18 protein-coding genes are annotated in these 21725 nt (G+C 68.3%); 11 read left to right on the top strand and 7 right to left on the bottom strand.

What is annotated here, in order from left to right; genetic code table 11:
- Positions 1 to 22: 22 nt before the first annotated feature.
- The 6 genes from DM194_RS03710 to DM194_RS03685 form a co-directional block, all read right to left on the bottom strand.
- The gene (locus DM194_RS03710; protein WP_111065977.1) at positions 23 to 2143 is read right to left on the bottom strand and encodes a type VI secretion system Vgr family protein; all 2121 of its coding nucleotides are present in this window, start codon (positions 2141 to 2143) and stop codon (positions 23 to 25) included.
- Positions 2144 to 2281: 138 nt separating this feature from the next.
- On the bottom strand, positions 2282 to 2758 hold the full coding sequence (locus DM194_RS03705) for an Hcp family type VI secretion system effector (protein ID WP_111065976.1): 477 nt from the start codon (positions 2756 to 2758) through the stop codon (positions 2282 to 2284).
- 152 nt (positions 2759 to 2910) lie between these two features.
- Positions 2911 to 5598 carry a type VI secretion system ATPase TssH gene (gene tssH, locus DM194_RS03700; RefSeq protein ID WP_111065975.1) on the bottom strand — a complete coding sequence of 896 codons (2688 nt, stop codon included), beginning with the start codon at positions 5596 to 5598 and terminating at the stop codon, positions 2911 to 2913.
- 189 nt (positions 5599 to 5787) lie between these two features.
- Positions 5788 to 6855, bottom strand: coding sequence for a methyltransferase domain-containing protein (locus DM194_RS03695; protein ID WP_111065974.1), 1068 nt, complete (start codon positions 6853 to 6855; stop codon positions 5788 to 5790).
- A gap of 4 nt (positions 6856 to 6859) precedes the next feature.
- A complete protein-coding gene (locus DM194_RS03690; protein ID WP_111065973.1) occupies positions 6860 to 7243 on the bottom strand; it encodes a PAAR domain-containing protein in 384 nt (127 codons plus the stop codon).
- A 17-nt stretch (positions 7244 to 7260) separates the two neighbouring features.
- Positions 7261 to 7494, bottom strand: coding sequence for a hypothetical protein (locus DM194_RS03685; protein WP_111065972.1), 234 nt, complete (start codon positions 7492 to 7494; stop codon positions 7261 to 7263).
- 358 nt (positions 7495 to 7852) lie between these two features.
- Here DM194_RS03685 and tssA point away from each other — a divergent pair, with 358 nt between their 5' ends.
- The 9 genes from tssA (at position 7853) to DM194_RS03640 (ending at position 18505) form a co-directional block, all read left to right on the top strand.
- Entirely contained in the window at positions 7853 to 8998 is a 1146-nt protein-coding gene (tssA, locus tag DM194_RS03680) for a type VI secretion system protein TssA (protein WP_111065971.1), read from the top strand.
- A gap of 44 nt (positions 8999 to 9042) precedes the next feature.
- Positions 9043 to 9549 (top strand): type VI secretion system contractile sheath small subunit, encoded by a 507-nt coding sequence (tssB, locus tag DM194_RS03675; protein ID WP_111065970.1) that lies wholly within the window; start codon positions 9043 to 9045, stop codon positions 9547 to 9549.
- Positions 9550 to 9553: 4 nt separating this feature from the next.
- On the top strand, positions 9554 to 11047 hold the full coding sequence (gene tssC, locus DM194_RS03670) for a type VI secretion system contractile sheath large subunit (RefSeq protein WP_111065969.1): 1494 nt from the start codon (positions 9554 to 9556) through the stop codon (positions 11045 to 11047).
- Positions 11048 to 11054: 7 nt separating this feature from the next.
- Entirely contained in the window at positions 11055 to 12617 is a 1563-nt protein-coding gene (gene tssC, locus DM194_RS03665) for a type VI secretion system contractile sheath large subunit (protein ID WP_111065968.1), read from the top strand.
- A 50-nt stretch (positions 12618 to 12667) separates the two neighbouring features.
- On the top strand, positions 12668 to 13465 hold the full coding sequence (locus DM194_RS03660; protein WP_111065967.1) for a type VI secretion system accessory protein TagJ: 798 nt from the start codon (positions 12668 to 12670) through the stop codon (positions 13463 to 13465).
- Between the two features lie 51 nt (positions 13466 to 13516).
- Entirely contained in the window at positions 13517 to 13993 is a 477-nt protein-coding gene (gene tssE / locus DM194_RS03655) for a type VI secretion system baseplate subunit TssE (RefSeq protein ID WP_111065966.1), read from the top strand.
- Positions 13986 to 15818: a type VI secretion system baseplate subunit TssF gene (gene tssF, locus DM194_RS03650; RefSeq protein ID WP_111065965.1), complete on the top strand. Its 1833-nt coding sequence runs from the start codon at positions 13986 to 13988 to the stop codon at positions 15816 to 15818. The genes tssE and tssF overlap by 8 nt, the downstream gene beginning before the upstream one ends.
- Complete coding sequence (gene tssG / locus DM194_RS03645) at positions 15782 to 16867, top strand: type VI secretion system baseplate subunit TssG (RefSeq protein ID WP_111065964.1); 1086 nt, start codon at positions 15782 to 15784, stop codon at positions 16865 to 16867. The genes tssF and tssG overlap by 37 nt, the downstream gene beginning before the upstream one ends.
- Positions 16868 to 16963: 96 nt before the next feature.
- Entirely contained in the window at positions 16964 to 18505 is a 1542-nt protein-coding gene (locus tag DM194_RS03640; protein WP_111065963.1) for a class I SAM-dependent methyltransferase, read from the top strand.
- Between the two features lie 22 nt (positions 18506 to 18527).
- On the opposite strand, the gene DM194_RS03635 is transcribed toward DM194_RS03640, so the two are convergent.
- Positions 18528 to 19277: a tetratricopeptide repeat protein gene (locus DM194_RS03635; protein ID WP_111065962.1), complete on the bottom strand. Its 750-nt coding sequence runs from the start codon at positions 19275 to 19277 to the stop codon at positions 18528 to 18530.
- Between the two features lie 243 nt (positions 19278 to 19520).
- Between DM194_RS03635 and tssJ the strand changes: the two genes are divergently transcribed.
- Together tssJ and icmH are read left to right on the top strand one after the other, a co-directional pair.
- Entirely contained in the window at positions 19521 to 20195 is a 675-nt protein-coding gene (tssJ, locus tag DM194_RS03630) for a type VI secretion system lipoprotein TssJ (RefSeq protein WP_111065961.1), read from the top strand.
- Positions 20192 to 21715 carry a type IVB secretion system protein IcmH/DotU gene (gene icmH / locus DM194_RS03625; RefSeq protein ID WP_111065960.1) on the top strand — a complete coding sequence of 508 codons (1524 nt, stop codon included), beginning with the start codon at positions 20192 to 20194 and terminating at the stop codon, positions 21713 to 21715. The genes tssJ and icmH overlap by 4 nt, the downstream gene beginning before the upstream one ends.
- Positions 21716 to 21725 lie beyond the last annotated feature (10 nt).

Raw genomic sequence — 21725 nt, 5'->3', positions numbered from 1 at the left:
GTCCCAGTGTGGACGGCGTTCGTCAATTGATGGTTACCACGCCGCCCTTGACCTGGACCATGGCATCCCCGTTGACCTGGGTAATCTTGCCCTTGATCTGCACCTGCATGTCGCCGGTGAGCTTGACCATGCTGCCCTTGATGGTGACGCCCATCTGGTCGATCTTGATGCTGTTGCCGCCGACCTTCAGTTCGATGCCGGTCGCGGCCTGCATTGTGATCTGCCCGGCGGACGCCTTGACCGAAACGTCGCCCAGCCCGGTTTTCAGCGTGTAATCGCCCTGCTTGACGTCGACCGACATGTCGCCCTGCTTGACGGTCAGGCTGTCGTTGCCCTGCCCGACCTCGACCGTCCGGTTGCCCTTGGCGACCGTATGGGTGTCGTTGCCCTTGCTGACGGTGACGGTCCGGTTGCCCTTCCCCACCGTCAGGGTCTGGTCGCCCTCGGTCACCTCATGGGTGTCGTTTCCCTTCGACACGGTGACGGTGCGGTTGCCCTTGGCGATGGTGACGGATTCGTTGCCTTCCGACACCGTTTCGGTGCGGTCGTTCTTGATGGTGATGGTCTGGTCGTGATCGACGGTCAGCTTGTCGTCGTTCTCCACCATCCGGGTGAAGTCCTTCTGGGCGTGGAAATAGATCTCCTCCGAGTCCTTCTTGTCCTCGAAGCGCAGCTCGTTGAAGGCCGACGCGTCGCCTCCCTTACTGGAGCGGGTCTTGATGCCGCTCTGCGTCTTGTTGTCGGGCAGCGCGTAGGGCGGCATGTTCTCGGCGTTGTAGACGCAGCCGACGATCAGCGGCCGGTCGGGGTCGCCGCCGATGTAGTCGACCAGCACCTCCATGCCCACGCGCGGGGTGAAGATGGTGCCCCAGTTCTTGCCGGCCATGGTCTGGGCGACGCGCAGCCAGACGAAGCTCTTCTCGTCCTTGGCGCCCTTGCGGTCCCAATGGAACTGCACCCGGACGCGGCCGTACTTGTCGCAGTAGATCTCCTCGCCGCTGGGACCGACGACCGTCGCGGTGTCGGGACCATGGGTGCGCGGGCGCGGCACCGGCGGCGGGCGGAACACGGTGGCCTCGGGAATCGCGGCGAAGCGGCAGGAGAATTGCGGCGGCATGCCGCCGTTGCCGAGATGGCTCTCGTCCTGGGCGCTCAGCGCCAGATCGGTGACGACATAGCCCTTGCCGACCTCCGCCGACACCGCATGGCCGGCCATGGAGATCTTGCCGCCGGCCGACAGGCCGCGATAGGTCGCCGTGCCCTCCACCCGCTCATGGCCGGTCTCCGTCTCCTCCATGCGCAGGCGGGACAGGTCGGTGCCGTCGGCCTTGACCATGTGGCCTCCGGGATAGTCGAACATCTCGTGCGACTTGAAGGCGGAAACGCCGAGCACCGTGGTGGTGCTTGCGGTCAGGTCGGTGCTGGGCGTCTCGAAATTATAGTCCTTCAGCGTCCATTTGCCGGACACGTAGGACTGGGAATGCGACCAGCCGTCGATGGCCAGCGTATTGCCCTGCGACGCGGCGGCGTGGTTGACGTCCTTGTCCAGGCAGTCGGTGTAGCCTGACGCGCTGTCGCTCAGCACCAGCGTGTGCTTGCCGGCCTCGTGCTGGAAATAGAAATAGATGCCCTCGTCCTGCAGCAGGCGGGCGATGAAGTCGTAATGGGTTTCGCGGTACTGCACGCAGACCGGGCGGGCGTTGTGGGTGCCGGACAGCCCCTGCTTCTTCACCTCGGTCACGCCGCAGTCGGACAGCATGGCGTCGACGATCTGGACGACGCTCTTGTCCTGGAACACCTGGCAGTCGGAGCGCAGGGTCGCCAGCCACAGGGACGGCACGATCTCCGCCGTGTAGCGGCGGTAGCCGCGCAGGGCCAGCGGCCCGGCGGAAAAGCTCTTCACGATGCCGTTGATGACGCGGGGACTGCCGCCCTGGCGCGCGACGGACAGCGTCAGCGACTTTCCCAGGATGTCGGCCGGCGCGATGGTCATCCGCGGCGAGATCATCGAAACGGTGTAGCGGAACAGGCGCGACAGCCCTTCCTCCCCCTCGACGGCCACCGGGATCAGCACGTCCGCGCCGAGCGGCGAGGTCAGCGACAGAAGCCGGCCGGTCTGCGAGATGGTGGGCGCATCCGACATGCGGGCTTGGTCCTATGTGTTGGGAAGCAATGGTCGAAGAAGGACTTGCCCCGCCCTTCCCCCTCCCCTGCGATCGGACCGGCCTTTGGCCGGCCGAGAGCGGGGAAGGGTTTGGGTGGGGCAAGCCCCGTGCCGAACTTAGGCGCTCTTGGTCGTCGACAGGTCGTAGGAGACCGAGATCGGCGTGCCGGCCTTGTTCTTGTCGTCGAAGGGGATGAACTTGTACTCCATCTTGGTGAAGCTGATGGAGATCGACTCCGACGGACGGTCACCGCCCGACGACATCGAGTAGGCCGAGACCAGGGCGTTGGTCAGGGTGTATTCGGCATAGGTGTTGCCCGGGCTGCCGGTGGTGACGAGGTGGATCTGCACCTTCTTGCCGACGGCGCCGGTGCAGGACTCGACGAAGAACTTCGGCGAGGAACTGTCCATCAGCTTGGTGATGGTCACTTCCGAAACCGACGGCTCCGACGCTTCGCGGTTGGCGGTCGAGCCCGACGGCGTGCTGATGGCGCGGCCGACGCCCCACTGCAGCGAGCTGACGTCCAGCCACTTCTTGTGGGTCTCGTGCGTGGCCTCGCCGTCGATGCCGTCGTACTTGATATAGATCGCCATGGTTGTCTCCTCGCTCTCTTGAAGTCGGACTTAACGGGGTAAGCTCTGTCTGTGCTGTATGGTTACGAAAGAATTGAGGCGGGTGCTGTGACGGCCGTCACCGCCCGTCGCTTTTTCCGCATGCCCGCCCCGGTACTCCCGTTTCCATGGCCTCAGGCGATGTCGTAGACGAAGCGGTCTTCGCCATCGACCGAGACGTGGACGCGGGTGATCGGTTCGCCGTCGCCCATGCGGGCGAGGATGCGGGACGAGATCTCCGGCAGCAGGGTGCGGCTCAGGATCGTCTCGATGTTGCGGGCGCCGCTGGAAACCTCCTGGCACCGGTTGACGATGCTCTGGACCAGATCGTCGGAGTAGGAGAAGGCGGCCTTGTAGTTCTGCACCACCCGCTTGGCGATGCGGTTCAGCTGCAGGACCACGATCTTGGCCAGATTCTCGTCCGACAGCTGGAAATACGGGATGACCGTGCAGCGGCCGAGGAAGGCCGGCTTGAAGCTTTTCTGCAGCTCGGGATGCAGGGCCTCCAGCAGACCCTCGGCGTCGGGCGCGGTCTCCGGGTCGGCGCACAGCTTGTGGATCAGGTCCGTGCCGGCGTTCGACGTCATGATGATGACGGTGTTCTTGAAGTCGATGTCGCGGCCTTCGCCGTCCTTGATCGTGCCCTTGTCGAACACCTGGAAGAAGATGTCCTGCACGCCGGGATGGGCCTTCTCCAGCTCGTCCAGCAGGACGACGCTGTAGGGCCGGCGGCGCACCGCCTCGGTCAGGACGCCGCCCTCGCCGAAGCCGACATAGCCGGGAGGCGAACCGAGCAGCAGGGAGACCTTATGCTCCTCCTTGTACTCGGTCATGTTGATGGTGGTGACGTTCTGCTCGCCGCCATAGATCAGGTCGGCCAGGGTCAGCGCCGTCTCGGTCTTGCCGACGCCCGACGTGCCGACCATCAGGAAGACGCCGATCGGCTTGCGCGGGTCGGTCAGCTTGGCGCGGCTGGTCCACATCGCCTGGGCGATGGCGTCCAGCGCGTGGTCTTGGCCGATGATCCGCTCCTTCATGCGGTCGGCGAGCGACAGGATGGTCTTGATCTCGTTGGAAACCATGCGGCCGACCGGAACGCCGGTCCAGTTGGCGACCACCTCGGCCACCGCCTGCCCGTCCACCGCGACCTTGACCAGCGGATCCTCGCCTTGCAGCGCGGTCAGCTCGGCGGTCAGCGCCGACAGCTTGGCGTTCAGCGCATCGGCGTCGAGCGGCTCGGCGGGCGCAGCGCCCTCGGCGGCCGGCGCCTTCGACTGCTCATGCACGGCGACCAGCTGGTCGCGCGTCTCGTTGATGGCGCGGACCAGCTCCAGTTCCTTGGTCCAGCGCGCCTCCAGCGCCTCAAGATCGGCCTGGGTGGCGGCGATCCTGTCCTTCAGCGCGCCGATCTGCTCGGCATGGTCGATGCCGATGGCCTGCTCGCGCTCCAGGATCGCGACCTCGGTCTCGGTCAGCTGGATGGTGCGGCGGCGGTCCTCGATGGCCGGCGGGGTCGCGGTCTGGCTCATCGCCACGCGGGCGCAGGCGGTATCCAGCAGGCTGACCGCCTTGTCGGGAAGCTGGCGCGCCGGAATGTAGCGGCTGGACAGGCGGACCGATTCGATCAGCCCCTCGGTCACGATGCGGACCTTGTGGTGCTTCTCCAGCGTGGCGGTCAGGCCGCGCATCATGTCGACGGCGACCGGCTCCGCCGGCTCCTCCACCTTCACCACCTGGAAGCGGCGGGTCAGCGCCGGATCCTTCTCGAAGTACTTCTTGTATTCGGCCCAGGTGGTGGCGGCGATTGTGCGCATCTCGCCGCGCGCCAGCGCCGGCTTCAGCAGGTTGGCGGCATCGTTCTGCCCGGCCTGCCCACCGGCGCCGATCAGGGTGTGCGCCTCGTCGATGAACATGATGATCGGCTGGGTGGAGCCCTTCACCTCGTCGATCACGCCCTTCAGGCGGTTCTCGAACTCGCCCTTCATGCCGGCGCCGGCCTGCAGCAGGCCGAGGTCGAGCGACAGCAGGCGGACGTTGCGCAGATCCGGCGGCACGTCGCCGGCGGCGATGCGCAGCGCGAAGCCTTCGACCACCGCCGTCTTGCCGACGCCGGCCTCGCCGGTCAGGATCGGGTTGTTCTGGCGGCGGCGGGTCAGCACGTCGATGATCTGGCGAATCTCGGCGTCGCGGCCCAGCACCGGATCGATCTTGCCGTTCTTGGCGCGGTCGGTCAGGTCGATGGTGTACTGGTCGAGGTTGGGGGTCGCCCCGCCGGCCTTCGGCGCGCCGCCCGCGGCAGCCCCGCCGGCGCCGGCCGCCGCCGTGACCGGCGCGCTGGTTCGCGCCTCGGCGGTGTCGGCGACGATCTTGGGCAGGTCGCGGCGCAGCGCCTCGGCGGTGATCTTCGCGAACTGGCCGGACATGTCGCGCGCCTGGGCGGACAGGGATTCGTCGGACAGCAGCGCGGCCAGCAGATGGCCGGAGCGAACCGCCCCCTCGCCATACTGCAGCGAGGCCAGCACCCACGCCTCGCGCATCAGCTGCACCAGATTGGGCGACAGGGCGGGCGCGCGGCTGTTGCCGGTCTTCAGCTTGTCCAGCACCCGCGTCAGGTCGGCGGACAGGCGGCCGGCGTCGATCTCGTAGACGCGCAGGATGGCGGAGATGTCGCCGTCGGCGGCCCCGATCAGCTGGAGAAGCCAGTGCTCGATCTCGCAGTTGTAATGCGTGCGCGACAGCGTTTGTCCGGCCGCAGCCTCCAGCGCCCGCCGGCACGGAGGATTCAGCCGCGAAATCATGCTCTGCAGATCGACCGCCACCATGGCTCCACCCCCTTCGTGTGACTTGCTTGTCTTCAACCCATGCGGGCAGAGCGCCTGCGACGCCCGCACCAACTCAACCGGTCGGCCGGTTCGTCCTGTGGCTGTGCCCCGGACTTTGACCAAGCCATTCTGAAAAATCCACTGCTATGCTTCGCAATATGAACGAAATTGCTTCTCTTCATTCGCGAATCATGCACGCAACATCGCCAGATGCGATCTATATTGCATGGTGGCGCGGTCATGCATCCGAACCGTCCAAGAAATATCTACTGGCTCACCCAAAAGGCGCAGTCGCTCGACCGACTGCGGATGGGCGCCCGGTGTCAGGAGCCGCGCCAGCACCGCCTCGCAATGGCCGGCATCGTCCCCGCGCTGCGAATGGCCGCCCAGCCAGGCCTCGACTGGCGTAGCCTGCGTCGACCAGTCGAAGGGCGTCGCCAGGACCGCGCCGCCGCCATCCGCCACCATGCCGTCGATGGCGTGCAGCAGGGCCGGCGGCGAGGCGACGCAGTCGAGGACATTCATGGCAGCAACCAGGGCGAAGCCGCGCGGGGCGAAGGGCGGGAACAACGCGTCGCCGATCCAGAAATCCACCCGCTCCGCCCCGGCGAATCGCGCCTCGATCCGCTGCCGGTCATAGGCGATGCCGGAACGGCGCAGCGGGAAAACCGCCTCTCCACGCTCCATCACCCGCCGCGCCAGCATCAGAAGCGGCCAGTGCAGATCGAGGCCGAGCACCAGATCCTCCCCCCGCGCCGCCAGTTCGAAACTGGTGCGTCCGGCGCCGCAGCCGAGGTCCAGCGCCGGCCCCGCCGGCAGCGCCCCAAGCCGCTCCAGTCCCGTGGCGAGGCAGCGGGCGACCGAGCCGGCCTGCCCGTCCGGCGTGGCGGGGCCGAGGTCTCCGTAATGGTCCCAGCCATAGCTGGACAGATGCTGGCGGGTGGCGTTGAAGGCGCTGTCGGGACCGAACCCGTCGCCCAGGACCCCTTCCATCGCCGCCGGGATGTCGGCGCGCGTGGTCAGCAGATGCCCGTTCGCCGCCATCCAGCCGCGCAGGTCGGGCACTAGGATCGGCGCGCCGTCGACGATCGGGTATTCCATCGCGCAGGCCGGGTCGCCACAGACCAGCGTTCCCCAGCGGACGTCGTCGGCGCCGGCCTCCTCCACCATTCCAAGCGCGAGCGGCACCGCCGCGCCGCGGGTGGCGAGGCAGCGCGGGCAGACCGGGCGCAGGCGCTCGAAATGGGACAGGCGCATGCGCTCAGCCGCCGATGATGACGGTCGGACAGCCGGGCGGCAGCACCTTGCCCACCGGGGCCGGAATGGGCGCGACGCAGCTTACGTGGGCGGTCATGTCGTTGATGCGCGCCGCCGGCAGGTTGTTGATCAGCACCGTCGTCGATCCTTGGGAGATCATGCCCGGTCCGGCCGGAACGCAGCCCGGCAGCACGCAGGGCGCGGAGATGTCGGTCGCCCGCGCAGCCGGCATGTTTCCGATCAGCACCGTCGGGCTGCCCAGCACGATCGCCAGCGGCAGGCCGGGATGCGGTGCCGGCGCCGGCACGGGGGCCGGCGGGTGGATCGGTGCGTGGCAGTGCGGCGTGTCCTGCTTGATCAGGTCGCCGAGGCGGGCGGCGGGCGGCATCCGGTGTCTCCGGCCGGTCAGAACGGCGATTCACCCGACGCCACCGGGGCGCCGAGCAGCGAGGACGCGGAACCGTAGCCGGCCGGCGGCAATCCGGGAGGCGGCAGCACCTGCCGGCCGGCGCGGAACACCGTCCGCGCGACCACCGTCTCGCCATCCTCCGCATAGAAGAGGCAGGGCCCCTCCAGCATCCCGCCGGCGATGCCGACCCGCGCGACCAGGCGGCCGGCCGCATCGCGCCTTTCAATCAAAACGGGAGCGGCACCCCCGGAACCTTCCACCGGAACGGCAGAGATGCCCGAGACTTCAGATGGAATGGCGTCAGGAGTCATTGCAAACGGGATCCCGGCAAGGGTTCATTCCGACGTCAGGCGAACAGCATTCATCCGCAATTGCGTTTCGTCAAGCTCATAGGGGTAATCTGGGCGCTGATTTGTTACGCAATTGCAATATTCTGTTCGGCGGCTCCCCAAACACGAATAGCCTTGTCGAATCGACGGAAGTAACGCTATCAATTTCCCGGCGCGAACGCTCACCCCCAAATCGGCGGGCACCGTAACCTGCGGCTCTGACCTTCTTCATATGAATGTGGAAAGGGTACTTTCCTTCATGCCGACACCGCAGATTTTCGACATCGAAGAGCTTCTGCAACCAGTAGAAGGCGATTCCGAATGCGGAATCGACCTTCGCGAGAACGCCTCGGCCGACTATTACACCGTCAAGGATGCCCGCAGCGCCGCCCGCGCCGCCGAACGCTCCATGGATGTCGAGGACGACGCCGGCGGCCTTCTGCCGGAATGGCGCACCATCCTGGAGGTCAGCCCGCGGATCCTGCGCACCCAGGCGAAGGATCTCGAGGTCACCGCCTGGTTCATCGAGGCGCTGCTGCGGGCGGAGGGTTATGCCGGCCTGCGCGACGGCTTCGCGCTCGCCCGCGGTCTGGTGGAGCGGTTCTGGGACAACCTGTATCCGGCCCCGGACGAGGACGGCATCTCCACCCGCGTCGGCCCGCTGACCGGCCTGAACGGCGAATCCGCCGACGGCACGCTGATCCAGCCGGTCCGCAAGGTGCCGCTGACCCTTGGCGACATTCCCTATTCGCTCTGGCAGTACGAACAGGCCATCGAACTGGCGAAGATCACCGACGAGGCGCGCCGGCAGGCGCGCATCGACAACGGCGCCGTCACCTGGGAGCAGTTCGAGCAGAGCGTCCGCGAGACGCCGGCATCGGAGTTCAAGACCCTGCTGGAGGACATCCAGGGCGCCATCGACGAGTTCGAGGCGCTGGGCAAGGTGCTCTACGACAAGGCCGGCTACGATGCGCCGCCGGCCGGCAACATCCGCAACGTCCTGACCGCGGCGCTCGACGCGGTGAACTATGCCGCGCGCGACCGTCTGGCGACGCTGGGCGGCGAAGAGCCCGCCGTCGAGGAGTCCGTCTCCGCGTCCACCGACATGGTCGCAACCGGCGGCGGAGGCGGCGCCGTCGCGGCGGCCGGCGCCAAGGTGCAGGCCAGCGGGACTGTGACAACGCGCGAGGAGGCATTCAAGGTCCTCTTGCAGGTCGCCGATTTCTTCCGCAAGACGGAACCCCATTCCCCCATCTCCTACACGCTGGAGGAGGTGGTCCGCCGCGGCCGCATGTCGTTGCAGGAACTCCTGCAGGAGCTCATCACCGACGAGGAAACACGGCGGCAGTTCTTCATCGCGTCCGGCGCCAAGGCGCCGCCGCCGGCAGAGCAATCAGGGTATTGACGATCACCGCCTATCCTACGGCGTGAGCAGGGAGGTCCGATAACATGGCGAGTATCCACCAGAAGCTGGATCGCGTGCGCAAGCCCCGCGTCCACATCACCTACGACGTCGAGACCGAAGGTGCGACCGTCGTCAAGGAGCTGCCCTTCGTCGTGGGCGTGCTCGGCGACTTCTCGGGCGATCCGACGGAGCCGCTGAAGCCCCTGAAGGACCGCAAGTTCATTCAGATCGACCGCGACAACTTCAACGACGTCATGGCCCGCATGACGCCCGGCCTGAAGATGAAGGTCGACAACACGCTCGCCGACGACGGCACCCAGCTGTCGGTCGACCTCGCCTTCAAGTCGATGGAGGATTTCGAGCCGGGCCGCGTCGTCCAGCAGGTCGAGCCGCTGCGCAAGCTGCTGGAGACCCGCAACCAGCTGCGCGACCTGCTGAGCAAGGCCGACCGCTCGGAAGAGCTGGAGGGCCTGCTGGAGCGCGTGCTGCAGAACACCGACGAGCTGGCCGCGCTGAGCGGCGAGCTCGGCACCGAGAAGAAGGAGGGTTGATCCGATGAGCGACGCTCAGTCCCAGGGCGCGGCCGCCGGCGCCGCCGTTGCCGAAGGCACCGGCCTCTCCATCCTCGACCAGGCCATCGCCGCCACCAAGCAGACCGAGCCGGACCGTGCGCAGGAGTTGCTGCGCACCCTGACCCAGGAAGCGCTGGCCGGCACGGTCACCTTCAACAAGAACCTGGGCCAGACGATCAACAAGGCGATCGCCGCGATCGACGCCAAGATCAGCAAGCAGCTCAACGCAATCATGCACCACGAGAAGTTCCAGAAGCTGGAAGGCTCGTGGCGCGGCCTGAACTATCTGGTCATGAACTCGGAGACGGGCTCCACGCTCAAGATCCGCGTCATGAACTGCCCGAAGAAGGACCTGTACAAGGACATCTCGAAGGCGGTCGAGTTCGACCAGAGCAACCTGTTCAAGAAGATCTACGAGAACGAGTTCGGCATCGCCGGCGGCGAGCCCTACGGCGCCCTGATCGGCGACTACGAGTTCACCAACCACCCCGACGACATGGAGCTGCTGACCGGCGTCTCCAACGTCGCGGCGGCCGCCTTCGCGCCCTTCATCTCGGCCGCCAGCCCGAAGCTGTTCGGCTTCGAGGACATGACCGAGCTGTCGAAGCCGCGCGACCTCGAGAAGATCTTCGACAGCGTCGAGTACACCAAGTGGCGCAGCTTCCGTGAGAGCGACGACAGCCGCTTCGTCACGCTGACCATGCCGCGCGTGCTCGCCCGCATGCCCTACGGCGCCAACACCAAGCCGATCGAGGAGTTCGAGTACGAAGAGGCTCCGTACGAAGGCGGTATCGCCCGGCCGATGGCCCACAACGATTACTGCTGGATGAACGCCTCCTACGCGCTGGGCCAGCGCCTGACCAACGCCTTCTCGCAGTATGGCTGGTGCACGGCCATCCGCGGCGCCGAGGGCGGCGGCAAGGTGGAGAACCTGCCCTTCCACACCTTCACCTCGGACGACGGCGACAGCGACGCCAAGTGCCCGACCGAGATCGGCATCACCGATCGCCGCGAGGCCGAACTGTCGAAGCTGGGCTTCCTGCCGCTCTGCCATTACAAGAACCAGGACTACGCCGTCTTCTTCGGCGCCCAGACCACGCAGAAGCCCAAGAAGTACGACCGGCCGGAGGCGACCGCGAACGCCGCGATCTCCGCCCGCCTGCCCTACATCATGGCGACCTCGCGTTTCGCCCATTACCTGAAGATCATGGCGCGCGACAAGATCGGCTCCTTCATGGAGGCGAGCGACTGCGAGGCGTGGCTGAACCGCTGGATCCTCAACTACGTCAACGGCAACGAAGCCGCGGGCCAGGAGATGAAGGCGAAGTACCCGCTGGCCGAAGCCAAGGTGCAGGTGAAGGAGATCCCGGGCAAGCCCGGCTCCTACAACGCCGTCGCCTGGATGCGCCCGTGGCTGCAGATGGAGGAACTGACCACCTCCATGCGCATGGTCGCCCGCATCCCGCAGGCCGGCTGATAGCCGCATGACCGAGGCAGCGGCCGAAATTCATGCTGACGACGCGGAGGCAACGGTCCTTGAACGGCCGTTGCGTCTGCGGGCGGTCGACATGGCGCTCGGCCGCGACGATGCCGGCCCGCTCGATGCCTTCCTGGCGGCCGATGGCCCCGGGGAGGCGTTGCGGCTGTGGTTCGGCATCACGCTTCCCGTACATGACAGTCTGGACAAGCTGCGCGCCGCCCTCGACCGCGACATCGCGGCGATCGACGCGCTGCTGTCCGAACAGGTCAACGCCATCCTGCACCACAAGCGCTTCCAGTCGCTGGAAGGCTCCTGGCGCGGGGTGCGCGCGCTGGTGAAGCAGTCGCAGAACGCCGAGACGGTGGTGCTGCGCCTGCTCAACCTGACCTGGCCCGAACTGTGCCGCGACCAGGAACGCGCCATCGAGTTCGACCAGAGCCAGCTGTTCAACAAGGTCTACAGCGACGAGTTCGGCATGCCCGGCGGCCGCCCCTTCGGCGTGCTGCTGTGCGACTACGCCGTCCAGCATCGCCCGACCAAGGAGCGGCCGACCGACGACGTGTCCGGCCTCAAGGGGCTGGCGCAGGTCGCCGCCGCCGCCTTCGCGCCCGCCATCGTCGGTGCGGCGCCCGAGCTGTTCGGCCTGGAGACCTTCCACGAGCTCGGCCTGCCGCTCGACCTGAAATCGGTGCTGCGGCAGGCGGAATACCAGCGCTGGCAGCGCTTCCAGGAAACCGAGGATTCGCGGTTCGTCGGCGTGGCCCTGCCGCGCGTGCTGATGCGCGAGCCCTATGGCGACGATCCGCAGGCCCGCCACGGCTTCCGCTTCCGCGAGGAATCGGTCGGCGGTGCCAGTGGATACGGGGGCGGCATGCGGCTGGAGGACCATTGCTGGGGCAATGCCGTCTTCGCCTTCGGCACCGTGCTGATCCGCTCCTTCCTTCAGCATGGCTGGTTCGCCGACATCCGCGGCGCGCAGCGCGACGTGGTGGGCGGCGGATTGGTGACCGAGCTGGTGGTGCCGGATTTCGCCACCGACAGCGTCAGGGTGGCGCAGAAGTTCTCGGTCGAGGTCTCGATCTCCGACCAGTTGGAGCGCGATCTCGACGACCTCGGATTCATCCCGGTCAGCCGCTGCAAGGACACGCCCTATCTGGTCTTCTACGGCAACCAGTCGGTCCAGCGGGTCGGCCAGTTCACCACCGCGACGGCGACGGCCAACGCCCGGCTGTCGGCGATGCTGCGCTACATGTTCTGCGTCGCCCGCTTCGCCCATTTCATGAAGGTGATGGTGCGCGACCGCGTCGGCTCCTTCGTCACGCCGGAGGAATGCGAGCGCGACCTGCAGAGCTGGCTGCACGGCTATTGCCTGGGCAACGACGACGCCAGCCTGGACCAGAAGGCCCGCTATCCCTTGCGCGAGGGCAGCATCCAGGTCCGCGCCATTCCGGGCAAGCCCGGCAACTATCAATGCGTCATCCATCTTCGGCCGCACTTCCAGCTGGATCAGGTCTTTTCGACCTTCAAGCTGGTGACCGAGCTGGCCCAAACCGGCGGCGCGGCCTGACCCGACCGTCAAACGGAGTCAGGCGCTCCATCCAGGGAGAGATACAGACCATGAGCGAAACCGCAGCCCAACTGTTCCAGGCTGGCCGTCTCGACGAGGCGATCGCCGCGCTGAACGGCGAGATCAAGAAGAAGCCGACCGATCTCGACCGCCGCGTCTTCCTGGCCGAGCTGCTGAGCTTCTCCGGCAATCTGGAGCGCGCCGACCTGCAGCTCGACACCATCGGCACGCAGGAGCCGCAGGTGGCCGTCACCATGGCGCTGTTCCGCCAGCTGGTGCGGGCCGAGCAGGCGCGGCGCCAGCTGTTCGCCGACGGCCGCGTGCCGGAATTCATCGACCAGCCGGCCGACCATCTGCGCCTGCATCTGGAGGCGCTGGTCGCGCTGCGCGCCGGCGACACCGCCGAGGCTTTGGCCAAGCTGGCCCAGGCCGAGGAGATGCGCCCGCCGGTGTCCGGCAGCCATGACGGCACGTCCTTCGACGATTTCCGCGACCTGGACGACCTGACCGGCGGCTTCTTCGAGGTCTACACCAGCACCGGCAAGTATTTCTGGATCGCCACCGAGACGGTGGAGCTGGTCGAGTTCCGCGCCCCCCAGCGCCCGCGCGACCTGCTGTGGCGCCCGGCCCACATGGTGGTGCGCGGCGGCCCGGACGGCGAGGTGTATCTGCCCACGCTGTACGGCGGCGCCCCGGCCGACGCCGATGATGCGCTGAAGCTGGGCCGGGCGACGGACTGGTCGGAGGATGCGCCGGTGCGCGGGACCGGCCAGCGCTGCTTCCTCGTCGGCGAGGAGAGCGTTCCGATGCTGCAGCTTGGCACGCTGGAGTTCTCCGGGGCGGTGTGAGGTTAACGCCCTCTCCCGGGCCGGGAGAGGGCGACGACGCAAAGGTCAGCAATGGATCGCAACCAGTCCATCACCCTGTCCGTCCTGGACCGTCTGCTCGACGACACGCCGGAGCATGTGGCGCCGCGACCGCACACCGTGGCGGATCTGCGGGCGGCCATCCGGCGCGACCTGGAGAACCTGCTGAACACCCGGCGGCGGGTGCTGGGCTGGCCGGACGACCTGACGGAGCTGGCGGACTCGATCCTCGGCTACGGCTGCCATGACCTGTTGGTGGAGAATGTCGCCACCGAATCCCGCCGGCGCGAGGTGGTGGCGCAGATCGAGGCGGCGATCCGCCGGTGGGAGCCGCGCTTCGCCCATCTGGCGGTGAGCATGGTCGAGAACAGCGATCCGGCCGACCGCACCCTGCGCTTCCGGATCGAGGCGCTGATCCATGCCGACCCGGCGCCCGAGCCGATGGTCTTCGATTCGGTGGTCGATCCCACCTCCAACATGGTCACCGTGACGAGCAAGGCCCGTGGCTGACGAACTCCTCCCATACTACAACCGCGAGCTGACCTATCTTCGCCGCATGGCGGCGGAGTTCTCGGAGGCGCATCCGAAGATCGCCGGCCGGCTGCGGCTCAGCGCGGATGCGGTGGAGGATCCGCATGTCGCCCGCCTGCTGGAAGGCGTCGCCTTCCTCAACGCCCGCATCAGCCGCAAGCTGGACGACGAGTATCCAGAGCTGGTGGACACGCTGCTCGACGTGCTCTACCCGCATTATCTGGCGCCGATCCCGTCGATGGCGGTGGTGCAGATGAAGAGCAGCCCGGACCTGACCGGCTCGCACACCGTGCCCAAGGGAACGGAGCTGGAGACGGAGGCGCTGCGCGGGGAAACCTGCCGCTTCCGCACCGTCTATCCCGCGACGCTCTGGCCGATCGAACTGGATCAGGCGGTGCTCGCCGGCCGGCCGCTGGTGGCGCCGCCCAACCCGCGCGCGGGCGACGCGGTGGCCTCGCTGCGCCTGACCCTGCGCTGCCGCGTGCCGGAAATGACCTTCACCGAGCTGGCGCCCGACACCTTGCGCTTCTTCCTGCGCGGCCAGCCGCAGCAGGTCTATGCCCTGCACGAACTGATCTTCAACAACGCGGTCTCGGTGGCGCTGGCCGACGATCCGCGCGACCCGAACGCGGTGATCCTCGGTCCAGACGCCATCCGCCCGGTCGGCTTCGGCGAGGACGAGGGCATGCTGCCCTACCCCGCCCGCTCCCATGGCGGCTACCGGCTGCTGACCGAGTATTTCGCCTTCCCGGAAAAGTTCCTGTTCTTCGATCTCCACGTCTCGCCGAAGGTGCTGCGCCGCGCCGGCAACACGCTGGAGATCTTCATCTATCTGAACAGCACCGACGGCGACCTGGAACGCGCGGTGTCGAAGGACAATTTCGCGCTCGGTTGCACCCCGGTGGTCAACCTGTTCCGCCAGCGGGCGGAGCCGGTCGCCCTGACCCAGACCCAGCACGAGCATCGCGTGGTTCCCGATGCCCGCCGCCCCGGCGCGCTGGAGGTCTATTCGGTGGACGGCGTGCTCGCCACCGATCCCGACGGGAAGCAGCGGCGCTTCCTGCCCTTCTACGGCCTGCGCCATGGCGGCGTCGAAGCGGTCAGCCGCACCTATTACACCGCCAGCCGCCGCCCGGCCGGCGGGCGCGATCCCGGCACCGAGGTGCATCTGGCGCTGGTCGATCTTGATTTCGACCCGTCGAGCCCGGCGGAATCGGTGCTGTCGGTGGAGACGACCTGCCTCAACCGCGACCTGCCGGGACAACTGCCCTATGGCGGCGGCCACCCGCATCTGAAGCTGACGGAGGGGATGGCGGCGGTCGCCGGCCTGTCCTGCCTGACGCCGCCGACGCCGACCCTGCGCATCGCCGAGCGCAAGGGCCACCGCTGGCGCCTCGTGTCCCACCTGCTGCTGAACCACCTGTCGATCTCCGGCGGGGCGGAGGGGACGGAGGCGCTGCGCGAGATCCTGCGGCTCTACGACTTCCGCGATTCCGCCGAGACCCGCGGCATCGCCGACGGCATCGTCAAGGTGACGACCAAACGCGGCACCGCGCGGGCGCCGTCCCGGCCGGGCGACGTCGCCTGGGGCGACGCCATGTGCCGGGGCATCGACATCGGCATCGAGTTCGACCCGCAGCGCTTCAGCGGCAGCGGCATGTTCCTGCTGGCGATGATCCTCGACCATTTCCTGGGGCTGTACTGCTCGATCAATTCCTTCACGCGGCTGACCGCTACGGTCAAGGGCCGCACCGGAGTGCTTCGCACATGGCCCGCCCGCGCCGGCAACCGCCCGCTTCTGTAATCGACCGGCTGTTCCGCGCGCCCCACCGCTTCGACTTCTTCCAGGCGGTGCGGGTGCTGGAATGGCAGGCCCGGCGCGACGCGCGCGATCCGCGCACCGCGCGCCGCCATGCCGTGGGCCACGACCATGACCCGCGCGAGGAGGTCGTGCGCCTGCGTGCCGAAACCTCGCTGACCTTCCCCGGCAATCAGGTGGCCGGGGCGGAGCCGGGTGCGGACGGGCGCCCGCCGACGGTGGTCGGAGCCTTCCTGGGGCTGGTCGGCCCGCTTGGCGTGCTGCCGCAGCACTATACCGAGTTGATGATCCGCTCCTTGCGCGAGCGGAACCGGGCGCTGCGCGACTTTTTCGACGTCTTCCATCACCGCAGCTTCTCGCTGTTCTACCGGGCCTGGGCCAAGTACCGGCTGCCGGTGTCCTTCGAGCGCGGCCAGGGACAGCGCGAGCCCGACCCGGTCAGCACCACGCTGTCCAGCTTCGTCGGCATCGGCCAGCCTTCGCTGAGCAAGCGGCTGGTGGTGGAGGACGAGACCCTCCTGCATTATTCCGGCCTGATGTCGCGCGGCACCCGCTCGGCCGCCGATCTGCAGGCGATGCTGTCGGACTTCCTCGGCCGCCCGGTGACGGTGGAGAGCTTCGTCGGCGGCTGGCTGCCGATCGCGCCGGACGGTCAGACCCGCCTGCCCAGCCTGTCCGATCCCGAGGGCCAGCACTGCCGGCTGGGGATCGACGCGCTGGCCGGCGACCGCGCCTGGGACGTGCAGGGCAAGTTCCGCCTGCGCATCGGCCCGCTGAACCACGACCAGTTCCGCGACTTCATGCCGGAAGGCCGGGAGTTCCGGAAGCTGCAGGATCTGGTCCGCATGTATGTGGGGCCGGAACTGGATTTCGAGCTTCAGGTGACCTTGCAGGCGCCCGAGGTTCCCGCCGCCCGGCTCGCCGCCGGCGACGACGATCCCAACGCCGCGCGGCTCGGCTGGAACGGCTGGGTGCTGCACGCGCCGAGCCCGGTCGAGCGCAAGGACGCGGTTTTCCCGATGCAGGATTTGTAAGGCGTGCGGGCGCGTTGCCCCCTCCCCAACCATCCCCCGCTTCGCGGGAGAGGGGGGCACCGCCCCTACCGCACCCCGTAGAACGACGAGGACCCCATGAGCGACTGGAGCGCCGGCTATGTGTCGGACATCGAATATCTGCCGGGCTTCTACCGCGAACAGGGGCCGGCGCATCTGACGCTGAGCTGCCTGATCAACGGCATCGCCCCGCCCTCCACGGCCAACGGGTTCGACTATTGCGAACTCGGCTGCGGCCACGGCACGACGGTGGCGCTGTTCGCGGCGGCCAACCCGCAGGGGCGGTTCCATGCGGTGGACTTCCACCCCGCCCACATCGCCCGCGCCCGCGATGCCGCCGAGGCCGCCGGCCTGACCAACATCAGCTTCCATGAGGCGAGCTTCGCCGAGATGGCGGAGGGCGCAGGGCCGGAGCTGCCGGAATTCGACTTCGTCACGCTGCATGGCGTCTACAGCTGGGTCAGCCCGATGAACCGCGGCGCCATCGCCCGCTTCCTGGCGAAGAAGCTGAAGCCGGGCGGCGTGGTCTATGTCAGCTACAACGCCATGCCCGGCTGGGCGCCGATGATGCCGCTGCAGCGGCTGCTCTACGAATATTCAGGTCTGGTCCACCAGCGCAGCGACGTGCAGGTCAAGGCCGGCCTGGACTTCGCCGAACAGCTCTACAAGGCCGGGGCCAAGATCCTCGGCGACGATGCGATGTTCGGCAAGCTGCGCGGCGAGACCAAGGCCAAGAACAGCACCGAACAGTCGGTCTATCTGGCGCACGAGTATCTGAACGGCAGCTGGCAGCCGCTCTACCATGTCGATGTCGCCCGCGAACTGGGTGAGGCGAAGCTGACCTATGCCGGCTCCGCCACGCTGTTCGAGAACTACCCGGACCTGTCGCTGACGCCCGACCAGCGTCAGGCGCTGGACAGCATCGGCGTGCCGAGCCTGCGCGAGACCTTCAAGGACTATTGCGTCGGCCGTCCCTTCCGCCGCGACGTCTTCGTCCGCGGCGCGCGCCGCATCAGCGTGGGCAAGCGCGACGCGATGCTGATGGACATGGCGATGGCGATGATCCTCCCGCGCGCCGACGCCCGCACCACCATCCAGGTGCCGCTGGGCGAGGCGACGCTGGAGGCCAAGCATTACGAGCCGATCTTCGACGCGCTGGCCGAGGGGCCGCGCCGCATCGGCGACCTGATGGAGTTGCCGGAAATCCGCCGGGCCGGCGGCAACCTGTCGGCGGTGGAGATCGCCGGGATGCTGACCGGCTCCAACCAGGCCATTCCGGTCCTGAACCCGCCGGAAAGGGTGGACCCGCTGCCCGGCGTTCTGGCCCACAACCGCGCCGCCGCCAACGAACTCGCCACCAGCGAGGGACGCAAGAGCACCGCGCTCGCCGCGTCGATCGGCGGCGCCGGCCTGCATGTCAGCACGATGGAGGCGCTGCTCTATGACGGCCTCTGCGAAGGCGTGCCGGAGGCGCTGGACCCGCTGGTCGCCCACGCGATGCGCCGCCTGGATGCGCCGGAGAACGCCGACGAGGGCAGCCGCAAGGCCATCGCCGACAGCATGGGCTGGTGCATGGCCAACAGCCTGCCGGTCTGGCGCAAGCTGGGCATGATCGGATGATGCGCTCCGCATGCGCCGAGTATCAGCCCGGCGGCATCGCTCCGGCATGGGCGCCCTCCATGGGGCGCCGTTCCGCCTGATGCTGCCAGCCGACCGCCTCCTCCTCCAAGCCTTCGCCGTCCTCGGCGGCCTCATCGGCGGCCTCATCGGATGCCGCGCTCAGGTTGGCGAGCGCCGCCAGCGCATCGCGGTCGCCGGCGGCGGCGGCGGCCTGCATCCACAGCGCAGCCTCGGCCGGGTCGCGCACGGTGCCGACGCCTTCGCGCAGGCACAGGGCGAGGCGGTATTGCGCGGCGGGGTGCCCCTGCCCGGCGGCGGCGCGCAGCCAATGCACGGCTTCCGCCTCGTCCCGGTCCACCCCGCGGCCGTCGAGCAGAAGCAGGGCGAGGTTGACCTGGGCGGGGGCCGACTGCTGCAGGGCGGCCAGCCGGTACCACAGCGCCGCCTTGGCCGGGTTGCACGGCACGCCGGCGCCATGCTCGTGCATGTAGCCGAGGTTGTTCTGCGCTCCGACATCGCCCTTGGCGGCGGCGCGGCGGTACCAGGACACCGCCCGGCCCGGATCGGGCGGCACGCCGATGCCGTTGGCGAGCAGGAAGGCCAGCATGGTCTGGGCGGCGACATGGCCCTGGCGCGCCGCGCGCCGATACCAGGGAACCGCGGCGGCGACATCCTCCGGCCGCAGCGATTCGGCGAGCAGGTACTGCGCGTCGGCGTCGCCCAGTTCGGCTTTCATCCGGTTCCAGAGCGTGGGCATGGCATGCTTGGGCATGGCGCTGGCACCTTCGTCAATTATCCCCCGAGCTCTTGCTCTGCAAACAATGAAAGAATAGGTTTTATTCTATTCTCTTCACGGTTGCGGAGCAGCCCCTGCGCCCGAGTCTGTCCCCCCGGGGCGCGGCGATCAACCTCCCCAGCCGGCTGTCGAGGAATTGTCACGCAGGCGCCTTTGGTTAAGGATGACCATCCATTCGCGCCCTGCTATACCCGTTCGCATAAGGGGAAAGGTGTGGTGATGCTGAGGATTGCCGGCCGGATGCGGATCCGGAAGACGATTTGGTCCGCTGCCGTCCTGGCCGCAATGCCGGCGCTTGCCGCCTGCTCCTCCGCTCCGCCGCCTCCCCCGCCGCCGACCACGATCCAGTTGACGGTGATCGGCGACAAGACGCTGAACCCCGATCCCAACGGCCGGCCGTCGCCGGTCATGCTGCGGCTCTACCAGCTCGGCCCCAGCGACGCCTTCGCCAACGCGGATTTCTTCCAGGTCATCGACCAGGACAAGGCGACGCTCGGCCCCACCCTGCTCGACCGGCAGGAACTGGCGGTGCCGCCCGAAAGCCGGCAGACCGTGACCGTCCAGCCCAAGCCGGACGTCAAGACGCTGGCCGTCGCCGCCGCCTTCCGCGCCTACGAGGAAGCGGGCTGGCGCGCCATGCAGCCCATCCAGCCGAACAAGGCCAACAGCTTCGTCCTGACCGCCACGGCCAGCACCATCACGCTCGTCCCCGGTGACGGCGCGAGTTCCGGCACGGACGCCCCGGCGGACGCCAAGGCGGATGAGGCCAAGCCGGAAGCCGGAAAGCCCGATGCCGAGAAGCCAAGCCCTGGAAAGCCGGACGGCGCGCCGGATCCCGATGCCGATCAGCCGCCCGCGGCAAAGCACAACCTGATCCTGGAGGGGGCGTCATGAGCGTCCGGCCGCCGCCCGACAAGAACCCGTTCGAGGAGCCGGACGACATCGACGCCACGGTGATGCAGCCGATGGCGTTCCAGCGCCCGGCGCCGCCGGCCGGCACCGCCGCGCCCGCCTCTCCGCCGCCCTTCTCCGGCGGGTCGGCCGGGCTGGTGCCGCCGGCCTTCGGCCAGAGCGCGCAGCCCTTCGCGGCTCCTTCAGCCTTCACCCCGGCCGCTTTCGCCACGTCCAAGCCGGCTCCGCCGCAGGCCGCGCCCTCCCCGGCCTCCGCGATGTCGGCGCCGCTCTCGCCCGGCTTCCGGCCGCTGGACGACGCGGCGCTGGCGGCGTTGACGGCGGTCAGCGACAACCCGCTGGTCACCGCGGCGGCCCCCATCCTGGCGATGGTGGTGCGGGTGCGCGACCTGACGCAGCACCGCGACGTGGAATCCCTGCGCGAGCGCGTCATCGCCGAGATGCAGCGCTTCGAGGCGGCGACCGTCCGCGCCGGGCTGTCGGCCGCCCAGATCCGCAACGCCGGCTACGCGCTGTGCGCGACGGTGGACGACGTGGTTCTGGCGACATCCTGGGGCAGCCAGAGCCTGTGGGCGCACAAGAGCCTCGTCTCCACCATCCAGAAGGAAACCTGGGGCGGCGAGCGCTTCTTCGACCTGCTCGACCAGATGGCGGAGGTGCCGGATCGCCACCTGATGGAGCTGGAGCTGTTCTACCTCTGCCTGTCGCTGGGCTTCGAGGGCAAGTTCCGGGTCATGCAGCGCGGCTACAGCGATCTGGCCAAGCTGCGCGACCGGCTCTACCGCATCATCCGCAAGCAGCGCGGCGAGGCGGAACGCGACCTGTCGCCCCATTGGCGCGGACAGGCCGACGGCTTCCGCCCGCTGGCGGCGACGGTGCCGCTGTGGCTGCCGGCCGCGCTGATCGCCGCACTGCTCGCCGCACTCTTCTCCTGGTTCGTCTTCGCGCTGGCCGACCAGTCCGACGCCGCCTATCGCCGGCTGGACGCGGTGATCCCGGACCAGCCGGTTGAGATCGCCCGCATCACGCCGCCGGTCACGCTTCCCGCCCCGCCGCCCCGGCAGACCGTGGCCGACCGGGTCGCCCTGGCGCTCGCGGCCGACATCAAGGCCGGGCTGGTGGAGGTCAGCGGCGGCACCGACGGCCGCGTGCTGGTCCGCACCCGCCTGAACGTCTTCGCGTCGGGCAGCGACCGGGTCGAGCCGCGCTATGTCGAGGTGTTCAGGCACGTCGCCGAGGCGCTGCGCCGGGAGCCGGGCCGCATCTCCGTGATCGGCAACACCGACAACGTCGCCATCCGCTCGCTGCGCTACCCCTCCAACCAGGAGCTGTCGGAGGCACGGGCGTTCCAGGTGCAGAAGCTGATGACGGAGTTCCTGGGCTCCGACGCCGCCAACCGCTTGAGCGCCGAAGGGCGCGGCGACACCGATCCGATCGCTCCCAACACGACGGCGGAGGGCCGGCAGGCCAACCGGCGCGTCGACATCGTGCTGGCGCCCTGACCGATGCAGA

Origin of the sequence: Azospirillum ramasamyi (assembly GCF_003233655.1) — a bacterium.
GTDB lineage: Bacteria > Pseudomonadota > Alphaproteobacteria > Azospirillales > Azospirillaceae > Azospirillum > Azospirillum ramasamyi.
Note: the sequence above shows the minus strand (reverse complement) of the source record. Positions and strands in the feature narration are given on the sequence as shown.

What these genes read in the sequence shown, in the direction of transcription:
- DM194_RS03710 (WP_111065977.1), bottom strand. Translation starts at nt 2,143, where the DNA reads ATGTCGGATGCGCCCACCATCTCGCAGACCGGCCGGCTTCTGTCGCTG.
- DM194_RS03705 (WP_111065976.1), bottom strand. Translation starts at nt 2,758, where the DNA reads ATGGCGATCTATATCAAGTACGACGGCATCGACGGCGAGGCCACGCAC.
- tssH (WP_111065975.1), bottom strand. Translation starts at nt 5,598, where the DNA reads ATGGTGGCGGTCGATCTGCAGAGCATGATTTCGCGGCTGAATCCTCCG.
- DM194_RS03695 (WP_111065974.1), bottom strand. Translation starts at nt 6,855, where the DNA reads ATGCGCCTGTCCCATTTCGAGCGCCTGCGCCCGGTCTGCCCGCGCTGC.
- DM194_RS03690 (WP_111065973.1), bottom strand. Translation starts at nt 7,243, where the DNA reads ATGCCGCCCGCCGCCCGCCTCGGCGACCTGATCAAGCAGGACACGCCG.
- tssA (WP_111065971.1), top strand. Translation starts at nt 7,853, where the DNA reads ATGCCGACACCGCAGATTTTCGACATCGAAGAGCTTCTGCAACCAGTA.
- tssB (WP_111065970.1), top strand. Translation starts at nt 9,043, where the DNA reads ATGGCGAGTATCCACCAGAAGCTGGATCGCGTGCGCAAGCCCCGCGTC.
- tssC (WP_111065969.1), top strand. Translation starts at nt 9,554, where the DNA reads ATGAGCGACGCTCAGTCCCAGGGCGCGGCCGCCGGCGCCGCCGTTGCC.
- tssC (WP_111065968.1), top strand. Translation starts at nt 11,055, where the DNA reads ATGACCGAGGCAGCGGCCGAAATTCATGCTGACGACGCGGAGGCAACG.
- DM194_RS03660 (WP_111065967.1), top strand. Translation starts at nt 12,668, where the DNA reads ATGAGCGAAACCGCAGCCCAACTGTTCCAGGCTGGCCGTCTCGACGAG.
- tssE (WP_111065966.1), top strand. Translation starts at nt 13,517, where the DNA reads ATGGATCGCAACCAGTCCATCACCCTGTCCGTCCTGGACCGTCTGCTC.
- tssG (WP_111065964.1), top strand. Translation starts at nt 15,782, where the DNA reads ATGGCCCGCCCGCGCCGGCAACCGCCCGCTTCTGTAATCGACCGGCTG.
- DM194_RS03640 (WP_111065963.1), top strand. Translation starts at nt 16,964, where the DNA reads ATGAGCGACTGGAGCGCCGGCTATGTGTCGGACATCGAATATCTGCCG.
- DM194_RS03635 (WP_111065962.1), bottom strand. Translation starts at nt 19,277, where the DNA reads ATGCCCAAGCATGCCATGCCCACGCTCTGGAACCGGATGAAAGCCGAA.
- tssJ (WP_111065961.1), top strand. Translation starts at nt 19,521, where the DNA reads ATGCTGAGGATTGCCGGCCGGATGCGGATCCGGAAGACGATTTGGTCC.
- icmH (WP_111065960.1), top strand. Translation starts at nt 20,192, where the DNA reads ATGAGCGTCCGGCCGCCGCCCGACAAGAACCCGTTCGAGGAGCCGGAC.